The sequence below is a fragment of the Tepidiforma sp. genome (assembly GCF_026419595.1).
Classification (GTDB): Bacteria; Chloroflexota; Dehalococcoidia; order Tepidiformales; family Tepidiformaceae; genus Tepidiforma.
The window spans coordinates 110,915-125,157 of the sequence record NZ_JANZZD010000004.1; the positions used below are offsets into that span (position 1 = coordinate 110,915).

Annotated in this window: 11 protein-coding genes and 1 riboswitch; of the genes, 7 read left to right on the forward strand and 4 right to left on the reverse strand. The window is 72.1% G+C overall.

Going from position 1 to position 14,243, the window contains the following annotated elements; all coding sequences use genetic code 11:
- The first annotated feature begins 42 nt into the window (after window positions 1-42).
- Window positions 43-951, forward strand: coding sequence for a matrixin family metalloprotease (locus N2041_RS03715; RefSeq protein WP_297675940.1), 909 nt, complete (start codon window positions 43-45; stop codon window positions 949-951).
- A gap of 28 nt (window positions 952-979) precedes the next feature.
- Window positions 980-1,936: a hypothetical protein gene (locus N2041_RS03720; RefSeq protein WP_297675942.1), complete on the forward strand. Its 957-nt coding sequence runs from the start codon at window positions 980-982 to the stop codon at window positions 1,934-1,936.
- A gap of 2 nt (window positions 1,937-1,938) precedes the next feature.
- Here N2041_RS03720 and N2041_RS03725 read toward each other — a convergent pair whose 3' ends face one another.
- A complete protein-coding gene (locus tag N2041_RS03725) occupies window positions 1,939-2,430 on the reverse strand; it encodes an NUDIX domain-containing protein (RefSeq protein ID WP_297675944.1) in 492 nt (163 codons plus the stop codon).
- A gap of 51 nt (window positions 2,431-2,481) precedes the next feature.
- Window positions 2,482-2,562: riboswitch (ZMP/ZTP riboswitch) on the forward strand.
- A gap of 47 nt (window positions 2,563-2,609) precedes the next feature.
- Here N2041_RS03725 and purH point away from each other — a divergent pair.
- Window positions 2,610-4,184 (forward strand): bifunctional phosphoribosylaminoimidazolecarboxamide formyltransferase/IMP cyclohydrolase, encoded by a 1,575-nt coding sequence (gene purH, locus N2041_RS03730; RefSeq protein ID WP_297675946.1) that lies wholly within the window; start codon window positions 2,610-2,612, stop codon window positions 4,182-4,184.
- A gap of 115 nt (window positions 4,185-4,299) precedes the next feature.
- Entirely contained in the window at window positions 4,300-4,818 is a 519-nt protein-coding gene (locus tag N2041_RS03735; protein WP_297675948.1) for a group 1 truncated hemoglobin, read from the forward strand.
- A gap of 7 nt (window positions 4,819-4,825) precedes the next feature.
- Here the strand turns inward: N2041_RS03735 and N2041_RS03740 are convergent, their stop codons facing one another.
- Window positions 4,826-7,141: a DEAD/DEAH box helicase gene (locus N2041_RS03740; RefSeq protein ID WP_297675950.1), complete on the reverse strand. Its 2,316-nt coding sequence runs from the start codon at window positions 7,139-7,141 to the stop codon at window positions 4,826-4,828.
- 148 nt (window positions 7,142-7,289) lie between these two features.
- Between N2041_RS03740 and N2041_RS03745 the strand changes: the two genes are divergently transcribed.
- From N2041_RS03745 to N2041_RS03755, 3 genes are all read left to right on the forward strand, one after another.
- A complete protein-coding gene (locus tag N2041_RS03745) occupies window positions 7,290-8,129 on the forward strand; it encodes an FxLYD domain-containing protein (protein WP_297675952.1) in 840 nt (279 codons plus the stop codon).
- A gap of 66 nt (window positions 8,130-8,195) precedes the next feature.
- Window positions 8,196-8,840: a TlpA disulfide reductase family protein gene (locus N2041_RS03750; protein WP_297675953.1), complete on the forward strand. Its 645-nt coding sequence runs from the start codon at window positions 8,196-8,198 to the stop codon at window positions 8,838-8,840.
- Window positions 8,837-10,546 (forward strand): cytochrome c biogenesis protein ResB, encoded by a 1,710-nt coding sequence (locus tag N2041_RS03755; protein WP_297675955.1) that lies wholly within the window; start codon window positions 8,837-8,839, stop codon window positions 10,544-10,546. Before N2041_RS03750 ends, N2041_RS03755 begins: the two co-directional genes overlap by 4 nt.
- Window positions 10,547-10,559: 13 nt before the next feature.
- On the opposite strand, the gene N2041_RS03760 is transcribed toward N2041_RS03755, so the two are convergent.
- Together N2041_RS03760 and N2041_RS03765 are read right to left on the reverse strand one after the other, a co-directional pair.
- Window positions 10,560-12,332 (reverse strand): ABC transporter ATP-binding protein, encoded by a 1,773-nt coding sequence (locus N2041_RS03760; protein ID WP_297675957.1) that lies wholly within the window; start codon window positions 12,330-12,332, stop codon window positions 10,560-10,562.
- Window positions 12,329-14,077: an ABC transporter ATP-binding protein gene (locus N2041_RS03765; protein ID WP_297675959.1), complete on the reverse strand. Its 1,749-nt coding sequence runs from the start codon at window positions 14,075-14,077 to the stop codon at window positions 12,329-12,331. The genes N2041_RS03760 and N2041_RS03765 overlap by 4 nt, the downstream gene beginning before the upstream one ends.
- Window positions 14,078-14,243 lie beyond the last annotated feature (166 nt).

Below are 14,243 nucleotides of genomic sequence, written 5' to 3' on the forward strand. Positions count from 1 at the left end.
GCACCGATTCCCCGCCCCGCCCTGTGCGATACTCCCCATCCCATGCGCTTCGCGCTCCGGGCAGCCGCGCTCCTCCTCGTCGCCGCTTGCCTCGCTGGCGGCCGGCCCGCGCCTGCCCCCGCGCGCGCCGGCCCCGGCGAACCGCCGTACCCGGCTGCGTCGCCGGCCTTCACCGAAACCCGCCTCGCCTTCCTCCTCCCCGGCCCGGCCGGCCCGCTCGTCCTCGAAATCGCCGCCATCGCCCCCGCCGGCGCCGCCGCCGACCCGGCCGCGCTCGCCGCCATCCTCCTCGCCGCGAACCCGGGCGCCGTGCCCCTCGCTCCGCGCGAAGCCTCCGCCGCCTACGTCCTCGGGGATGAGCGGGGCGGCGTCCGCTGGCGCGTCCCCGTCGTCCCGTGGCGGTACAACCCTGCCAACGCGACCCCCTTCCTCGACCCCAAGGCCGCCCTCGAAGCCGTCAGCCTCGGCGCCGACGGCTGGCGCTTCGCCGGCGGCACTCCCGTCCAGTTCGTCTACGACGGCGAAACCGCCACCCCCACCGGCTGCCGCGGCGACCCCCGCGTGACCGGCTACGCGCCCGACGGCGAGAACGTCGTCGGCTGGGGGCCGATCCCGGGCGGCTACCTGGGCTACGCCTGCTGGGTCTCCTCCCCCTTCCTGGTCCAGGGCACCCCGTTCTTCGAACTCGTCGAGTTCGATATCGTCCTCCGCCCCGATTTCCAGTACACGCCGGAGCTCCTCCGCGCCCTCGCCCTGCACGAATTCGGCCACGCCCTCGGCCTCGGCCACAGCGACCGCTGCCCCGGCGCCGCGATGTGCGGCGGCCCCGCCTCGCTCGACAACATCGAGCCCCAGGCCGACGACATCGCCGGCCTCATCGCCCTCTACGGCCGGGCCGGGCCGGCACCCCTCCCGCCCCGCGCCCTCCTCCCGCTCGTGGCCCGCGATTGAGCGCCGCCCCGGCGCTACACTCCCCCGCATGACCATCGTCCAGGTCGATCACTGGCTGCGGCTGGCCGCCCTCGCCCCCTCCCCGCTCAACACCCAGCCGTGGCGCTTCCGCGTCACGCCCGCCGCCATCGAGCTGTTCGGCGACCCGGCCCGCGCCCTGCCCGTCGCCGACCCCGACGGCCGCGAACGCACCATCGCCTGCGGCTGCGCTCTCCTCAACCTCCGCGCCGCCGGGGCCGCCGCCGGCTGCGAAGAGCAGGTCGCGCTCCTGCCCGACCCGGCCCGCGAGGGGCTCCTCGCCCGCGCCGTCCTCGCCGAAGGCCCGCCCGATGCCGCGCTCGCCGCCCTCGCGCCCGCGATCGAGCGCCGCTGGACCACCCGCCGCGCCCTTCGCGCCGAACCCCTCCCACCCGGCCTCCTCCCCGCCCTCGCCGCTGAAGCTGCAGCGGAAGGCGCCGAACTCCTGCCGCTCGAAGGCCGCGCCGCCCGCCAGCTGTTCGCCGACCTCTGCGCCGAGGCCGACCGCCTCCAGCACCACGACCCCGCCTGGCGGCACGAGGTCGCCCGCTGGATCCACCCCGGCCGCGCGAACGACGGCCTCCCCGCATCCCGGCTCGGCGGCCGCGCCCTCCGCTTCCTCGTCGACCGCTTCGATTTCGGCGGCACCTCCGCCTCCCGCGACGAGGTCTACATCCTCCACGCGCCGGCGGTGCTCCTCCTCGCGTCCCCCGGCGACGAGCCGCGCGACTGGCTCCGCGCCGGCCAGGCGCTCGAGCGCATCCTCCTCCGCGCCGCGCTCGACGGCATCCAGGCCGGCTACCTCCAGCAGCCGCTCCAGGTGCCCGACCTCCGCGAGCGGGTCGCCGCCGCCTTCTGCCCCCGCCGCTGGCCGCAGGTCTGCCTCCGGCTCGGCCGCCCGGTCGAGGACCCCCCGCCCCGGCGGCGCCGCCCCGTCGCCGAATTCGTCGAGTTCGCTCCCGCCTGAGCCTACCAGCGCCCCGCGTACGGTCCGCCGCCCGCCAGCCACTCCCCGATGCGCCGCGCGCAGCCGGGGTCGATGTCCCCCGGCAGCCCGCCGCAGGCGAACCACCGCACCTCCGCAATCTCCCCGTTCGGCGCCGGCGCCTCCCACGCGAATTGTTCGCTGCCGAACACCGCGATGTAGTCCTCTTTCGCGTCCGAGAAGTCGGCGTACACCCCGAGCAGCCGCGCCTCCTCCAGCACGGCTCCTGCCTCCTCCCGCGCCTCGCGGCGGGCCGCCTCCTCCAGCGTCTCCCCCTTGTCGACGCCCCCGCCCGGCAGGAACCACCCCTCCCGGTAGCTGTGCCGCACGAGCAGCACCTCCCCCTCCCGCACGAGGATGACCCGCGCACCGATCGTCACCGGGTGGAACAGCCGCCAGCGCAGCCGCTCGCCCTCCCACATCCCCCGGCGGGCCAGCCCCTCCGCGCGCGTCCGCAGCCGCTGCCACATGGCCATCAGCCTACGCGCTCCCGCGCCTGCGGCGAACCGCCCCCGCTGCTACACTCGAAGCTGCCGGGCGACTGGCGTCACGCGGAGCACCGCGGGGGAGCCCGGCCTCGCGCATGGCCGCTCGCCTGGGCCGGCGGGCCGCACCGCACCCGCCGCAGACCACCCTTCCCAAGGAGCTCTGCCCCATGCGCGCCCTCCTCGGCGTCTACGATAAGACCGGCATCGAAGCCTTCGCCCGCGGCCTCGCCGACCTCGGCTGGGAGCTCGTCTCCACCGGCGGCACCTTCGCGGCCCTCCAGGCCGCCGGCCTCCCCGTCCGCAAGGTCGAAGACCTCACCGGCTTCCCCGAAATGCTCGACGGCCGCGTGAAGACCCTCCACCCGGCCGTCCACGCCGGCATCCTCGCCCGGCGCGACCTCCCCGCCCACATGGCCGCCCTCGAAGCCCACGGCATCGGCCCCATCGATCTCGTCGCCTGCAACCTCTACCCCTTCTACGCGACCGTCACCCGCCCTGGCGGTGTCGCCTTCGAAGAGGCCATCGAGAACATCGACATCGGCGGCCCCACCCTCCTCCGCGCCGCCGCCAAGAACCACGAGGCCGTCCTCCCGGTGGTCGACCCCGCCGATTACGCCCGCGTCCTCGAAGCGCTCAGCGCCGGCGCCGCCGGGCCGGACCTCCGCCGCGAACTCGCCTGGAAGGCCTTCGCCCACGTCGCCGCCTACGACAGCGCCGTCGCCGAGTGGCTCTGGAGCCAGCAGCACCCCGGCGACTTCCCGCCGCGCCTCACCATGCCGCTCGAACTCGCCCAGCCCCTCCGTTACGGCGAAAACCCCCACCAGCGCGCCGCCTTCTACCTCGACCGCTCCCTCGCCGCCCACGGCCGCGGCGGCATCGCCACCGCCATCCAGCACCACGGCAAAGAGATGTCCTACAACAACTACCTCGATGCCGATGCCGCCTGGAACTGCGTGAACGACATCCCCACGCCCGCCTGCGTCATCGTCAAGCACACGAACCCCTGCGGCGCCGCCACCCGCGACGACCTCTGCGAAGCCTACCGCCTCGCCGTCCGCGCCGACGCCACCAGCGCCTTCGGCGGCATCGTCGCCTTCAACCGCCCCGTCGATGAAGCCCTCGCGCGCGAAATCCGCGAATTCCGCAGCCCGAACGACGGCGAAACCCGCATGTTCTACGAAATCGTCATCGCCCCGGGCTACACCCCCGAAGGCCTCGCCACCCTCAAAGGCAAGTCCAAGGACCTCCGCATCCTCGAAGCCCGGCCCCTCGCTGCGGGCGGACTCGCCCTCCGCCAGGTGGGCGGCGGCTGGCTCCTCCAGGACCCCGACGACCTCCCCGCCGAGCGCATCGACTTCCGCGTCGTCACCGAACGCCAGCCCACTCCGCAGCAGCTCGACGACCTCCGGTTCGCCTGGCGCATCGTCAAACACGTGAAGAGCAACGCCATCGTCATCGCGAAGGACGGCCGCCTCCTCGGCATGGGCAGCGGCCAGCCGAACCGCGTCAAGAGCGTCGAAATCGCGATGGAGAAGGCCGGCGAGGAGGTGCGCGGCGCGGTCCTCGCCTCCGACGCCTTCTTCCCCTTCGCCTGGAACGACAGCATCGAAAAGGCCTGCCAGGCCGGCATCGCGGCCATCGCCCACCCCGGCGGCGCCCTCCGCGACCAGGACGGCATCGACTGCTGCAACCAGTACGGCGTCGCCATGGTCTTCACCGGCATCCGCCACTTCCGCCACTGAGCCCCGGGCGGAAACGCGCGGTAAAGGCGAGCGGGCCGCGCCCGCGCGGCCGGATCAACACCCCGCGCGTCCCCTGCGTACTACCGTGCAGCTTCGCACGCAGGAGACGCAGGCCATGTCCGAATCCCCTTCCATCATCGTCCGCGGAGGCCAGAGCCGCCGCGCCTTCCTCCGCTCCGCCGGGGCCGTCGCCGTGTTCGGCGGCGCGTTCCTCGTGGTCGGCTGCAGCGATGACGACAAGAAGGCGATGCCGACCCCCGTGCCCACCCGGCCCGGGCAGGCGAAGCTCTACGACCGGCTCGGCGGCAAGCCCGCCATCACGGCCGTCGTCGATGCCTTCGTCGCCAACGTCGCCGCCGACGCCCGCATCAACCGGTTCTTCGCGAACACCGATATCCCCACCCTCAAGATGCACCTCGTCAACCAGATCGGCGAGGCGACCGGCGGGCCCGAGAAGTACACCGGCCGCGATATGAAGACGGCCCACGCCGGCCTCATGATCACGAAGGCCGATTTCGACGCTCTCGTCGAAGACCTCGTCAAAGCGCTCGACCAGTTCAAGGTCCCGGCGCAGGAGAAACAGGAGCTCCTCGGCCTCCTCGGCCCCATGGAGAAGGACATCGTCACCGCCTGACCGCAGCTCAGCTCCCCCTGGCCCCGGCGAGGCGCTCCAGCAGCAGCAGCGCGGCGCGCTTCGCCGGGCTTCCCCGCTCCGCCTGCGGCCCCACGCACGAGGGGCAGCCGCGCTCGCAGCCGCAGCCTGCCACCGCATCGCGCGCCGCCCGAAGCAGCCGCTCCCGCGCTTCGAAGACCCGCTCCGCCAGCCCGATGCCGCCCGGCACCATGTCGTACAGGTACACCGTCGGCGCGCCGGTCGAAGGCGACCGCACCTGCGCATCCGCTCCCAGGTCGCGCGGGTCGCACAGGCAGAACACCGGCGCGAGGTTCCGCAGCACGTGCGCCAGCCCCTCCAGCCCGAGCGCCAGCTCGTCCCGCCGCAGCCCCGCGGCGGCGCCCTCCCCGAGCGTCAGCCATGCCGCCGCCGTGTGCATCGTTTCCTCCGGGATCGCGATCTGCCCCCAGCCCACGTTCTCGTGCGTGTGCAGCTTCACCTTCTTGAAAATCGTGGCGAGGAACGTAATCGCCGCCTCGCCGAGCTCCCACGCGCTGTCCCCGCCCGCCGGCGCCTCCCGCTCCCGCTCCAGCACCTTCAGGTCCACCGCCAGCTGCGCATCGGTGTAGTAGTCCACCGAGACCGCCCGGACGTACGCCTTCTTGTCGTCCCAGTCCAGGTGCTCCACCTGGTACTGCTGCCCCCGGTGCAGGTAAATCGCGTCTTCGTGGATGAGCAGCGGCGCGCTCGGCCGGTCGCACTCCCCGATGACCCGCGGCTTCGGTCCCTGCTCGATGATCACGAAGTTGTCCGTGCTCGCCGTCCGGAGGCTCACCTCCTCCGCCGGGTACGCTTCCGACATCCAGTAGTAGCGGCCGTTCGCCAGCTGGAGCACGCCCTCCTCGACGAGGATGTCCAGCATCACCTCCCCGTGCGCGCCGAACGGCTCCCCGTTCGCGAACGGCAGCTCGAAGGCCGCGCACTTCAGGTGGCTCGCGAGGATGTACGGGTTGTCCGGGTCGATCGCCGCGCCCTCCACGCCCTGCTCGAAGATGAACTCCGGGTGCTGCGCCACGTACTGGTCGAGCGGGTTCGACGAAGCGACGAGCACCGCAAGCGAACTCTCCCGCGCGCGGCCCGCCCGGCCGAACTGCTGCCAGAGGCTCGCCAGCGAACCCGGGTAGCCCGTCACGACGCTCGCCCCCAGCCCGCCGATGTCGATGCCCAGCTCCAGCGCGTTCGTCGCCACCACCCCGCGCACCGTCCCCTCCCGAAGCCCCCGCTCGATCGCCCGCCGCTCGTTCGGCAGGTAGCCGCCCCGGTAGCCCGCCACCCGCTCCGGGTCGCCCGGCTTCTCCCGCAGCGCCTCCCGCAGGTACGTCAGCAGCAGCTCGACCCGCACCCGGCTCGGCGCGAACACGATTGTCTGGACGCCGGAGCGGATCAGCTGCGCCGCGATGTCCCGCGCCGACTTCAGCGACGATTGCCGGATGCCCAGCTCCCGGTTCACCACCGGCGGGTTGTGCACGACGACGATCCGCTCCCCACGCGGCGCGCCGCTCTCGCTGATCACCTCCACGCTATCGCCGATGAGCCGCTCCGCCAGCTCGCCCGGGTTCGCAATCGTCGCCGAGCAGAGGATGAACGCCGGGTCGCTCCCGTAGAACTGGCAGATGCGCCGCAGCCGCCGGATCACGTTCGCCACGTGGCTGCCGAACACCCCCCGGTAGGTGTGCAGCTCATCGATGACCACGAACTCGAGGCTCTCGAACAGCTGCACCCACTTCGTGTGGTGCGGCAGGATCGCCGTGTGCAGCATGTCCGGGTTCGTCAGCACGATGTGCCCCGCCTGCCGCACCGCCCGCCGCGCGTCCGCCGGCGTGTCCCCGTCGTAGGTGAACGTCCCGATCTCCCCGCCGAGGTCGCCGATCAGCCCGTGCAGCTCGTCCAGCTGGTCCTGCGCCAGCGCCTTCGTCGGGAACAGGTAGAGCGCCCGCGCCGAGCGGTCCTTCAGCACCCGGTCCAGCACCGGCGCGTTGTAGCAGAGCGTCTTGCCGCTCGCCGTCGGAGTCACGACCACGGCATTGCGGCCCGCCATCGCCGCCGCGATGGCCCGCGCCTGGTGGGTGTACGGCTGGCGGATGCCGCGCCGCCCGAGCACGTCGATGAGCCGCGGGTCCAGCCCCTCCGGCCACTCACCGAACCGCGCGGGCTCCTCCTCCAGCCGCCGGACCCACGTCTCCGTCTCCTTCTGCCGCAGCTCCGTCACCAGCCGCTCGGCGACGAGCGCCGGCGGCACCGGGCGGACGGCAGGAACCGGGTAGCTCGGCGGCGGCTTCGCCATCGCGGGCCCTCCATCGCACAGATGTTCGCATTCTGACGGCCCGCCGGCCCCGGCGCAAGGTGCCGGACCGCCGACGCCGGCCGCGCGTCAACACCTGACGCCTCCCGGCGCGAAACTCCGGCGCCAATCCCTCGCACAGGAGCGGACCATGCCGCGCCCCCGCTATCTGCTCGCCCTCGCCGGGCTCCTCCTCGCCGGCTTCGCCGCCGCGCTCGTCAGCGCCCCCCGCGATGCCGGGAGCCAGGTCTTCACGCCCCGCGCCGTCGTGCCGATGGTCGCCCGCGACGAAGGCGCGCCGCCCCCGCCGCCCCCGGCCACCCCGACCCCGTTCGCGCCGAACGCGACGCCCACCGCCGCCCAGCCCACCCCGACCCCGCGTCCCCCGACCGCCACCCCGACGCCCGCTCCCTCCGGCCTCCGCCTCCAGGGCGTCAACTGGTACATCGATGAAGACATCGATTTCCTGTACGTCCTCGGCATTGTGGTGAATGGCCTGAGCACACCGGTGGAGTTCGTCGAGGTTTCGGCGCGGTTCTACAGCGCGTCAGGTCAGCTGCTCGCCACGGACTGGAGCTTCGCGGATGTCACGATCATCCCCGCTGGGGGGAGTTCTTCCTTCGGGCTCATCCTCATCGACCCGCCCGCGGGGATCACCCGCGTCGAGGTGGATATCACTGACTACGACATCTCGCGCCGGACTCCCATCACCGGGCTCCAGGTAACGGTCACCAACATCTACCGCGACTCGCTCGGCTGGCTGCATGTCGTCGGCACGGTGCGGAACACGTCGTCGACCTCCTACCGCTTCGTCAGCCTGTACGCCGCCTTTGTCGACCCGCTCGGCCGAGTCATCCGGCGAGATGTCGACGTTTCCACCCCCAGTGACCTTGCTCCCGGGCAAGCGGGGACGTTCCAGATGCTCCTCATCGACGCGCCGCCCGGTCTCGAGAATCTCAACCTCCTGATCTGGACCGACGCCATCCGCTGAATCTCGTAGCCCCCTTTCCCCCGCCCAACCCGGTCCGGTGGTACGCTCGTACCACCGGACCGCCCCATGACCGACCAGCTCCCCGACGAACGCCCCCAGCGTCGCCGCGAATACTCCGGGCCCGCCTCCACCCTCGGGCTCGCCGCCCTCGTCATCGCCGTCGTCGGCTTCGCCCTCTGGTGGTTCGAATTCCGCGATGACCCCTCCGCCGGCACGGCCAACTCCGCCGGCGGCCTCGGCGTCATCGCCCTCCCCGATGCCCTCAACCCCACCGGCCAGCCGCCCGCTGCCCGCGAAGGCCGCGCCGCCCCCAACTTCCGCCTCGCGGCCCTCGAGGGCGGCCCCCGCTCCCTCGATGAGTTCCGCGGCAGCTGGGTCCTCCTCAACTTCTGGGCCTCCTGGTGCGGCCCCTGCCGCGCCGAAACCCCCGACCTCCAGGAGTTCCACTCCCGCACGCTCGATCGCGGCATCGCCGTCATCGGCGTCAACCAGCAGGAGGACGCCGCCACCGCCCGCCAGTTCACCGCCCAGTTCGGCGTCACCTACCCCATCCTGCTCGATACCAGCGGCGCCGTCTCCCAGGCCTACCGCACCGGCGTCGGCGGCCTCCCCATGACGGTCCTGGTCGACCCCCAGGGCGTCATCCAGCGCATCTACCTCGGCCGCATCACCTGGGACCAGCTCAGCGAACTGGAGGCGCAGCTCCCGTGAGCGCCAGCCCCCGCGCCGCCTCCGCCTCCACCCTCCAGCCCGGCGGCCTCGACCCCCTCCGCTGGGCCTGGCAGCTCCTCACCAACGTCAAGTTCGCGCTCTTCCTCGTCGGGCTCGCCGGCGTCGCCGGCCTCATCGGCACCATCCTCCCGCAAATGCCGGCGCCGATGATCGGCAACCCGGCCGCCAAATCCGCCTGGCTCGAACTCCAGCGCGAAACCTACGGCCCCGTCACCGGCCTCTTCGATGCCCTCGGCTTCTTCCAGGTCTTCCACACCGCCTGGTTCAACGGCCTCTGGTTCCTGATCATCGTCGCCGTCACCGTCTGCACCGTCTCCCGCCTCCGGCCAACCATCCGCGCCGTCCGCCAGCCCCCGAAGCGCGTCCCCGATGCCTACTTCGAACGCGCCCACCACCGCGCCAGCTTCTCCCACCCCGGCGGCGCCGACGCCGTCGAACGCCTCCTCCGCCAGCGCCGCTACGCCGTCCAGCGCGTCCGCGAAGAGCCCGGCGCCGTCTACCTCTTCGCCGACCGCTACCCCTGGAGCCAGTACGGCACCTTCCTCTCCCACCTCGCCCTCCTCATGATCCTCCTCGGCGGCCTCCTCACCGTCTTCGCCGGCTTCGACCGCACCATGGTCATCGCCGAATCCACGCCCCCTGCGCCCGTCTTCGCCGAAGCCGGCCCCAACCAGCTCTTCATCCGCATGATCGACGCCAACCGCGGCCTCGACGACGACGGCAACATCATCGACTACCACTCCATCATCGACGTCCGCCGCGGCGACGAAACCATCCGCTGCAAGACCACCGTCAACCACCCCTGCCACGCCTTCGGCTACAAGGTCCACCAGGCCGCCTGGTTCGATGACATCGCCCGCCTCCGCATCACCGCACCCAGCGGCCAGGTCATCTTCGACGACATCCTCGACTTCGAAGGCCGCAGCGCCGTCATCCCCGTCCTCCGCGTCGCCGATGCCTCCGGCCGCATCCTCTTCGCCCAGCAGCTCCCCCAGATGGCGACCGACCCCGGCATCGACCCGGCCGACCGCTCTGACGACACCGCCCTCTCCCTCCTCGTCTTTCCGCAGGCGCCCGGCTCCGACCAGCTCGTGAACTACGCCGTTGCCTGGCAGTTCCGCAACGGCCAGATGCTCGTCACCATCACCAGCACCGATTTCGACCCCATCCTCCTCCGCCCCGGCGAGGAGCGCGACGCCGGCCCCTACCGCATCCGCTTCGACGGCGCCGCCACCATCCCCGCGACCACCGTGCTGGATATGCCCGGCGCCACCGGCCCCGAAGGCGCCGTCGTCCAGATGCCCCTCGGCGGCGACGGCCGTCCCTATCTCATGGTCGCCGGCGTCGACCAGCGCAACGTCGTCCTCCAGCAGGGCCAGGCCGTCACCACCTCCGGCGGCTACACCTACCTCTTCCAGGGCCGCGTAGAAGCCTCCGGCGTCAGCGTCCGCCGCGACCCCGGCCACACCTTCATCTGGATCGCCGTCGCCATGGCGATGGTCGGCCTCAGCATCACCTTCTACGTTCCCCGCCGCCGCCTCTGGGTGAAAGTCACGCCCTCCCGCACCTACATGGCCGGCATCGCCGAGAAGACGACCCGCTTCTCGCGCGAACTCCGCCTCATGGGCCGCGACCTCGGCGCCCGCGACGCCCTCCAGCCCGGCGACACCGACCCCGACCGCTGACCGGCCCGCGCGCTCAGGCGCTCCGCGCCGCCCGCCCCGCCACCCACTGCCGGTAGAGCGCCGTGTAGTAGCCGCCCCGCCGCAGCAGCTCCGCGTGCGTTCCGTCCTCCACCACCCGGCCGCCGTCCACCACGAGGATCCGGTCCGCGTGCTCCGCCGTGCTCAGCCGGTGCGCGATCACCACGCTCGTCCGCCCCTCCAACAGCGTCCGCAGCGCCCGCTCCACCTGCTCCTCCGTCTGCGGGTCGAGGCTCGAGGTCGCCTCATCCAGCACGAGCACCGGCGGGTCCGCGAGGAACGCCCGCGCGATCGACACCAGCTGCTTCTCGCCCGCGCTCAGCCGCGACCCCCGGAAGCTCACCATCGTCTCGTAGCCGTTCGGCAGCGACCGGATGAAGCCGTCGATGCCCAGCCGCTCGCACGCCGCCCGCACCTCTGCGTCCGTCGCCCCCGGCCGCCCGAAGAGGATGTTCTCCCGGATCGACCCCGTGAACAGGAACCCCTCCTGCGGCACCATCGTCACCGTCCGCCGCAGGTCCGCCGCCCGCAGCGTCCGCAGGTCGTGCCCCCCGATCCGCACCGTCCCCGCCGTCGGGTCGTACATCCGCGTGATCAGCTTCGCCAGCGTCGATTTCCCCGCGCCCGTCGGCCCCACCAGCACTACGTGCTGCCCCGGTTCGATGCACAGGTCGATGTCGCGCAGCACCGGCCGCGCCGGGTCGTACCCGAACATCACGCCCTGCAGCTCGATCCGCCCCTCCAGCGGCGGCTCCACCCGCGCCGGCCGCTCCGGCTCCGGCACGTCCGGCTCCACCGCAAGCACCCCGAAAATCTTCCCCAGCGCCGCGTTCGCGCTCTGCACCATGTCGAACACCTGCGAGAGGTTCTGGATCGGCTGGAAGATGAATTCGAGGTAGAACACGAACGCCGCCACCGTGCCCACCGTCACCGCATCGCCCGCCACCTGCCGCCCGCCGAAATACAGGATCAGCCCGATGGCGGCGCCCCGCAGGAACTCCACGAACGGGAAGTAGAGCGACGACAGCTTCACCGTGTAGACGTTCGCCTCGAAGTTCCGCTCGTTGATCTCGCCGAACCGCTCCCGGTTCTTCTGCTCCCGCGCGAACGCCTGCACCACCCGCAGCCCGGAGAACGTCTCCTGCATGTGCACCATCACGTCCGCGATCCGCTCCCGCACCCGGTGGTACGCCCGGTCCGAATACACCCGGAAGATCGCCGTCGCGATGATGAGCGGCGGCAGAATCAGCGCCACCGCGAGCGAGAGCCGGACGCTCATCGTCAGCAGGATGATCGAGGCCCCCAGCAGCGTCAGGGTCGATTGGACCACCACGAGGAACCCGTTGTTCAGCACGTCGTTCACGGTGGTCACGTCGCTCGTCATCCGCGCCACCAGCCGGCCCGCGTTCTCCCGCCCGAAGAACGCCAGCGACATCCGCTGGTAGTGCTCGAACAGCCGCATCCGCAGGTCGAACAGGAAGTCCTGCCCCACCCGGTTCACGAGGTACGTGCTCGCCGCCTGGAAGACGTACACCGCCAGCAGCAGCCCGACGAACGCCGCGCAGGCCGCGAAGAGCGCTGCCCGGTCGCCCTTCGCCACGCCCTCGTCCAGCGCCCGCTGGATGGCGATCGGCCGCGCCAGGCTCGCACCCGTGAACGCGACGATCGTCACCGTCGCCAGCGCCAGCATCGGCCAGCGCGGCGCCAGCATCCGCAGCGCCCCCGCCAGCCCGTTCACCCGCGGCGTCGGCCGCTCCTCCGCGCTCACGAGGCCATCGCCTCCAGCTGCCCGAGCACCTCGCGGTAGCGCCGGCTCGTCCGCAGCAGCTCCTCGTGCGTGCCCGTCGCCGCCACCCGCCCCTCGTCTACGAGCACCACCTGGTCCGCCAGCGAAATCGTCGAAAGCCGGTGCGAGATGATGAGCGTCGTCCGCCCCGCCATCACCTCCTTCAGCGCGTTCCGGATCTCCTCCTCCATCCGCGCGTCCACGCTCGAGGTCGCGTCATCGAGGATGAGCACCCGCGGCTCCATCAGGACGGCCCGGGCGATCGCGAGCCGCTGCCGCTGCCCGCCCGAGAGCGAGAATCCCTGCTCGCCCACCACCGTGTCGTAGCCCGCCTCCAGCCGCTCGATGAACTCGTGCGCGTGCGCCAGCTTCGCCGCCCGCTCGATCTGCTCGTCCGTCGCATCCAGCCGCCCGTAGGCGATGTTGTTCCGCACCGTATCGCTGAAGAGGAACGTGTCTTCGAAGACGATGCCGATGCTCCGCCGCAGCTCCCGCAGCCGGAGCGTCCGGATGTCCGCCCCGTCCAGCAGGATCCGCCCGTCGTCGACGTCGTAGAAGCGGGGCAGCAGCCGCGCCACCGTCGACTTGCCGCTGCCCGTCGCCCCAACCAGCGCGACCGACCGCCCCGCCGGGATATCGAGCGAAAACTCCCGCAGCACCGGCAGCCCCGCGCGGTAGCCGAACGTCACCCGGTCGAACACGATGTGGCCGTTCCCCGGCGGCAGCGGCCGCGCGTGGGGCCGCTCCTTCACGCTCGGCTCCTCCTTCAGCACGTTCCACACCCGCGCCGCCGAGACGATCGCCCGCTGCCCCGAGGCGATCATTTCGCCGAGGCTCTGCACCGGCCACGCCAGCATGCCGAGGTACTGCAGCGCCGCCACCAGCGCGCCGAGCGTCATCCGCCCTTCGACCACCAGCCAGCCGCCGTACGCCAGCACCACCAGCTGCCCGAGTCCCGGCAGGAGGAAGAAGAGCGGCCCGTACACGGTCCGCAGCCGCACCACCTCCATCGCATCCCGCCGCACCCGGTCCGCCGCCGCCCGCATCCGCCCGATCTCGTGCTCCTCCCGCCCGAACGCCCGCACGAGCCGCGCCCCGGCAATCGTCTCCTCCGTCACGCTCGCCACGTCCGCGAGGTCCTGCTGCACCCGCTCCGTCCCCGGCTCCAGCCGGTTGAAGAAGCGCACGCTCAGCCACGTCACCACCGGGAAGACCGCCATCGCCAGCACCGCCAGCGAGAGGCTCGTCATCACCAGCAGCACGAACGCCCCGACCGCCATCAGCAGGTACGCCGAGTTGATCGGGATGTTCACGAGGAACGCCTGGATCTCCCGCAGGTCCGCGCTCCCGCGCGACATCAGCTGGCCTGTCGCCGTCCGGTCGTGGTAGTCGAACGAAAGCCGGTTCACCCGGTCGTACAGCTCGAGCCGCAGGTCCGTCTCGATCCGGTAGCTCGTTCGCATCGCCCAGTACCGCCGCGTCCCCGCGCACACCGCCAGCACGGCGGCCACGCCGAGGAAGGCGAGCACGTACTGCGTCAGCCGCGTGAGGTCGCGGTCGACGATGGCGTGGTCGATGGCCAGCCCCACGAGGTACGGCTCCACCAGCCGGAGCAGACCCCAGCTCAGCCCGGCGCCGAAGGCCAGCGCGAGCATCGGCCAGCGCGCGCGCAGGTGACGCAGGATGAGGTCCCTGCCCGCGCGCAGATCTAAGGCTTCCTCGGTCACGGTGCCTCCCGGGGTGAGCGCCGGAGCGGAACACGGCGGCGCCCGCAGGCGCCGCGAAGGCTATCGTCGGTATCGATGGCAACGCCGCGGCGCCCTCGATAGTTAACCGCCGTTCATCGAAAGCCGCCACCCGCCGGGAAAGACCGCCTTCCCCGGTCCCCCGCGC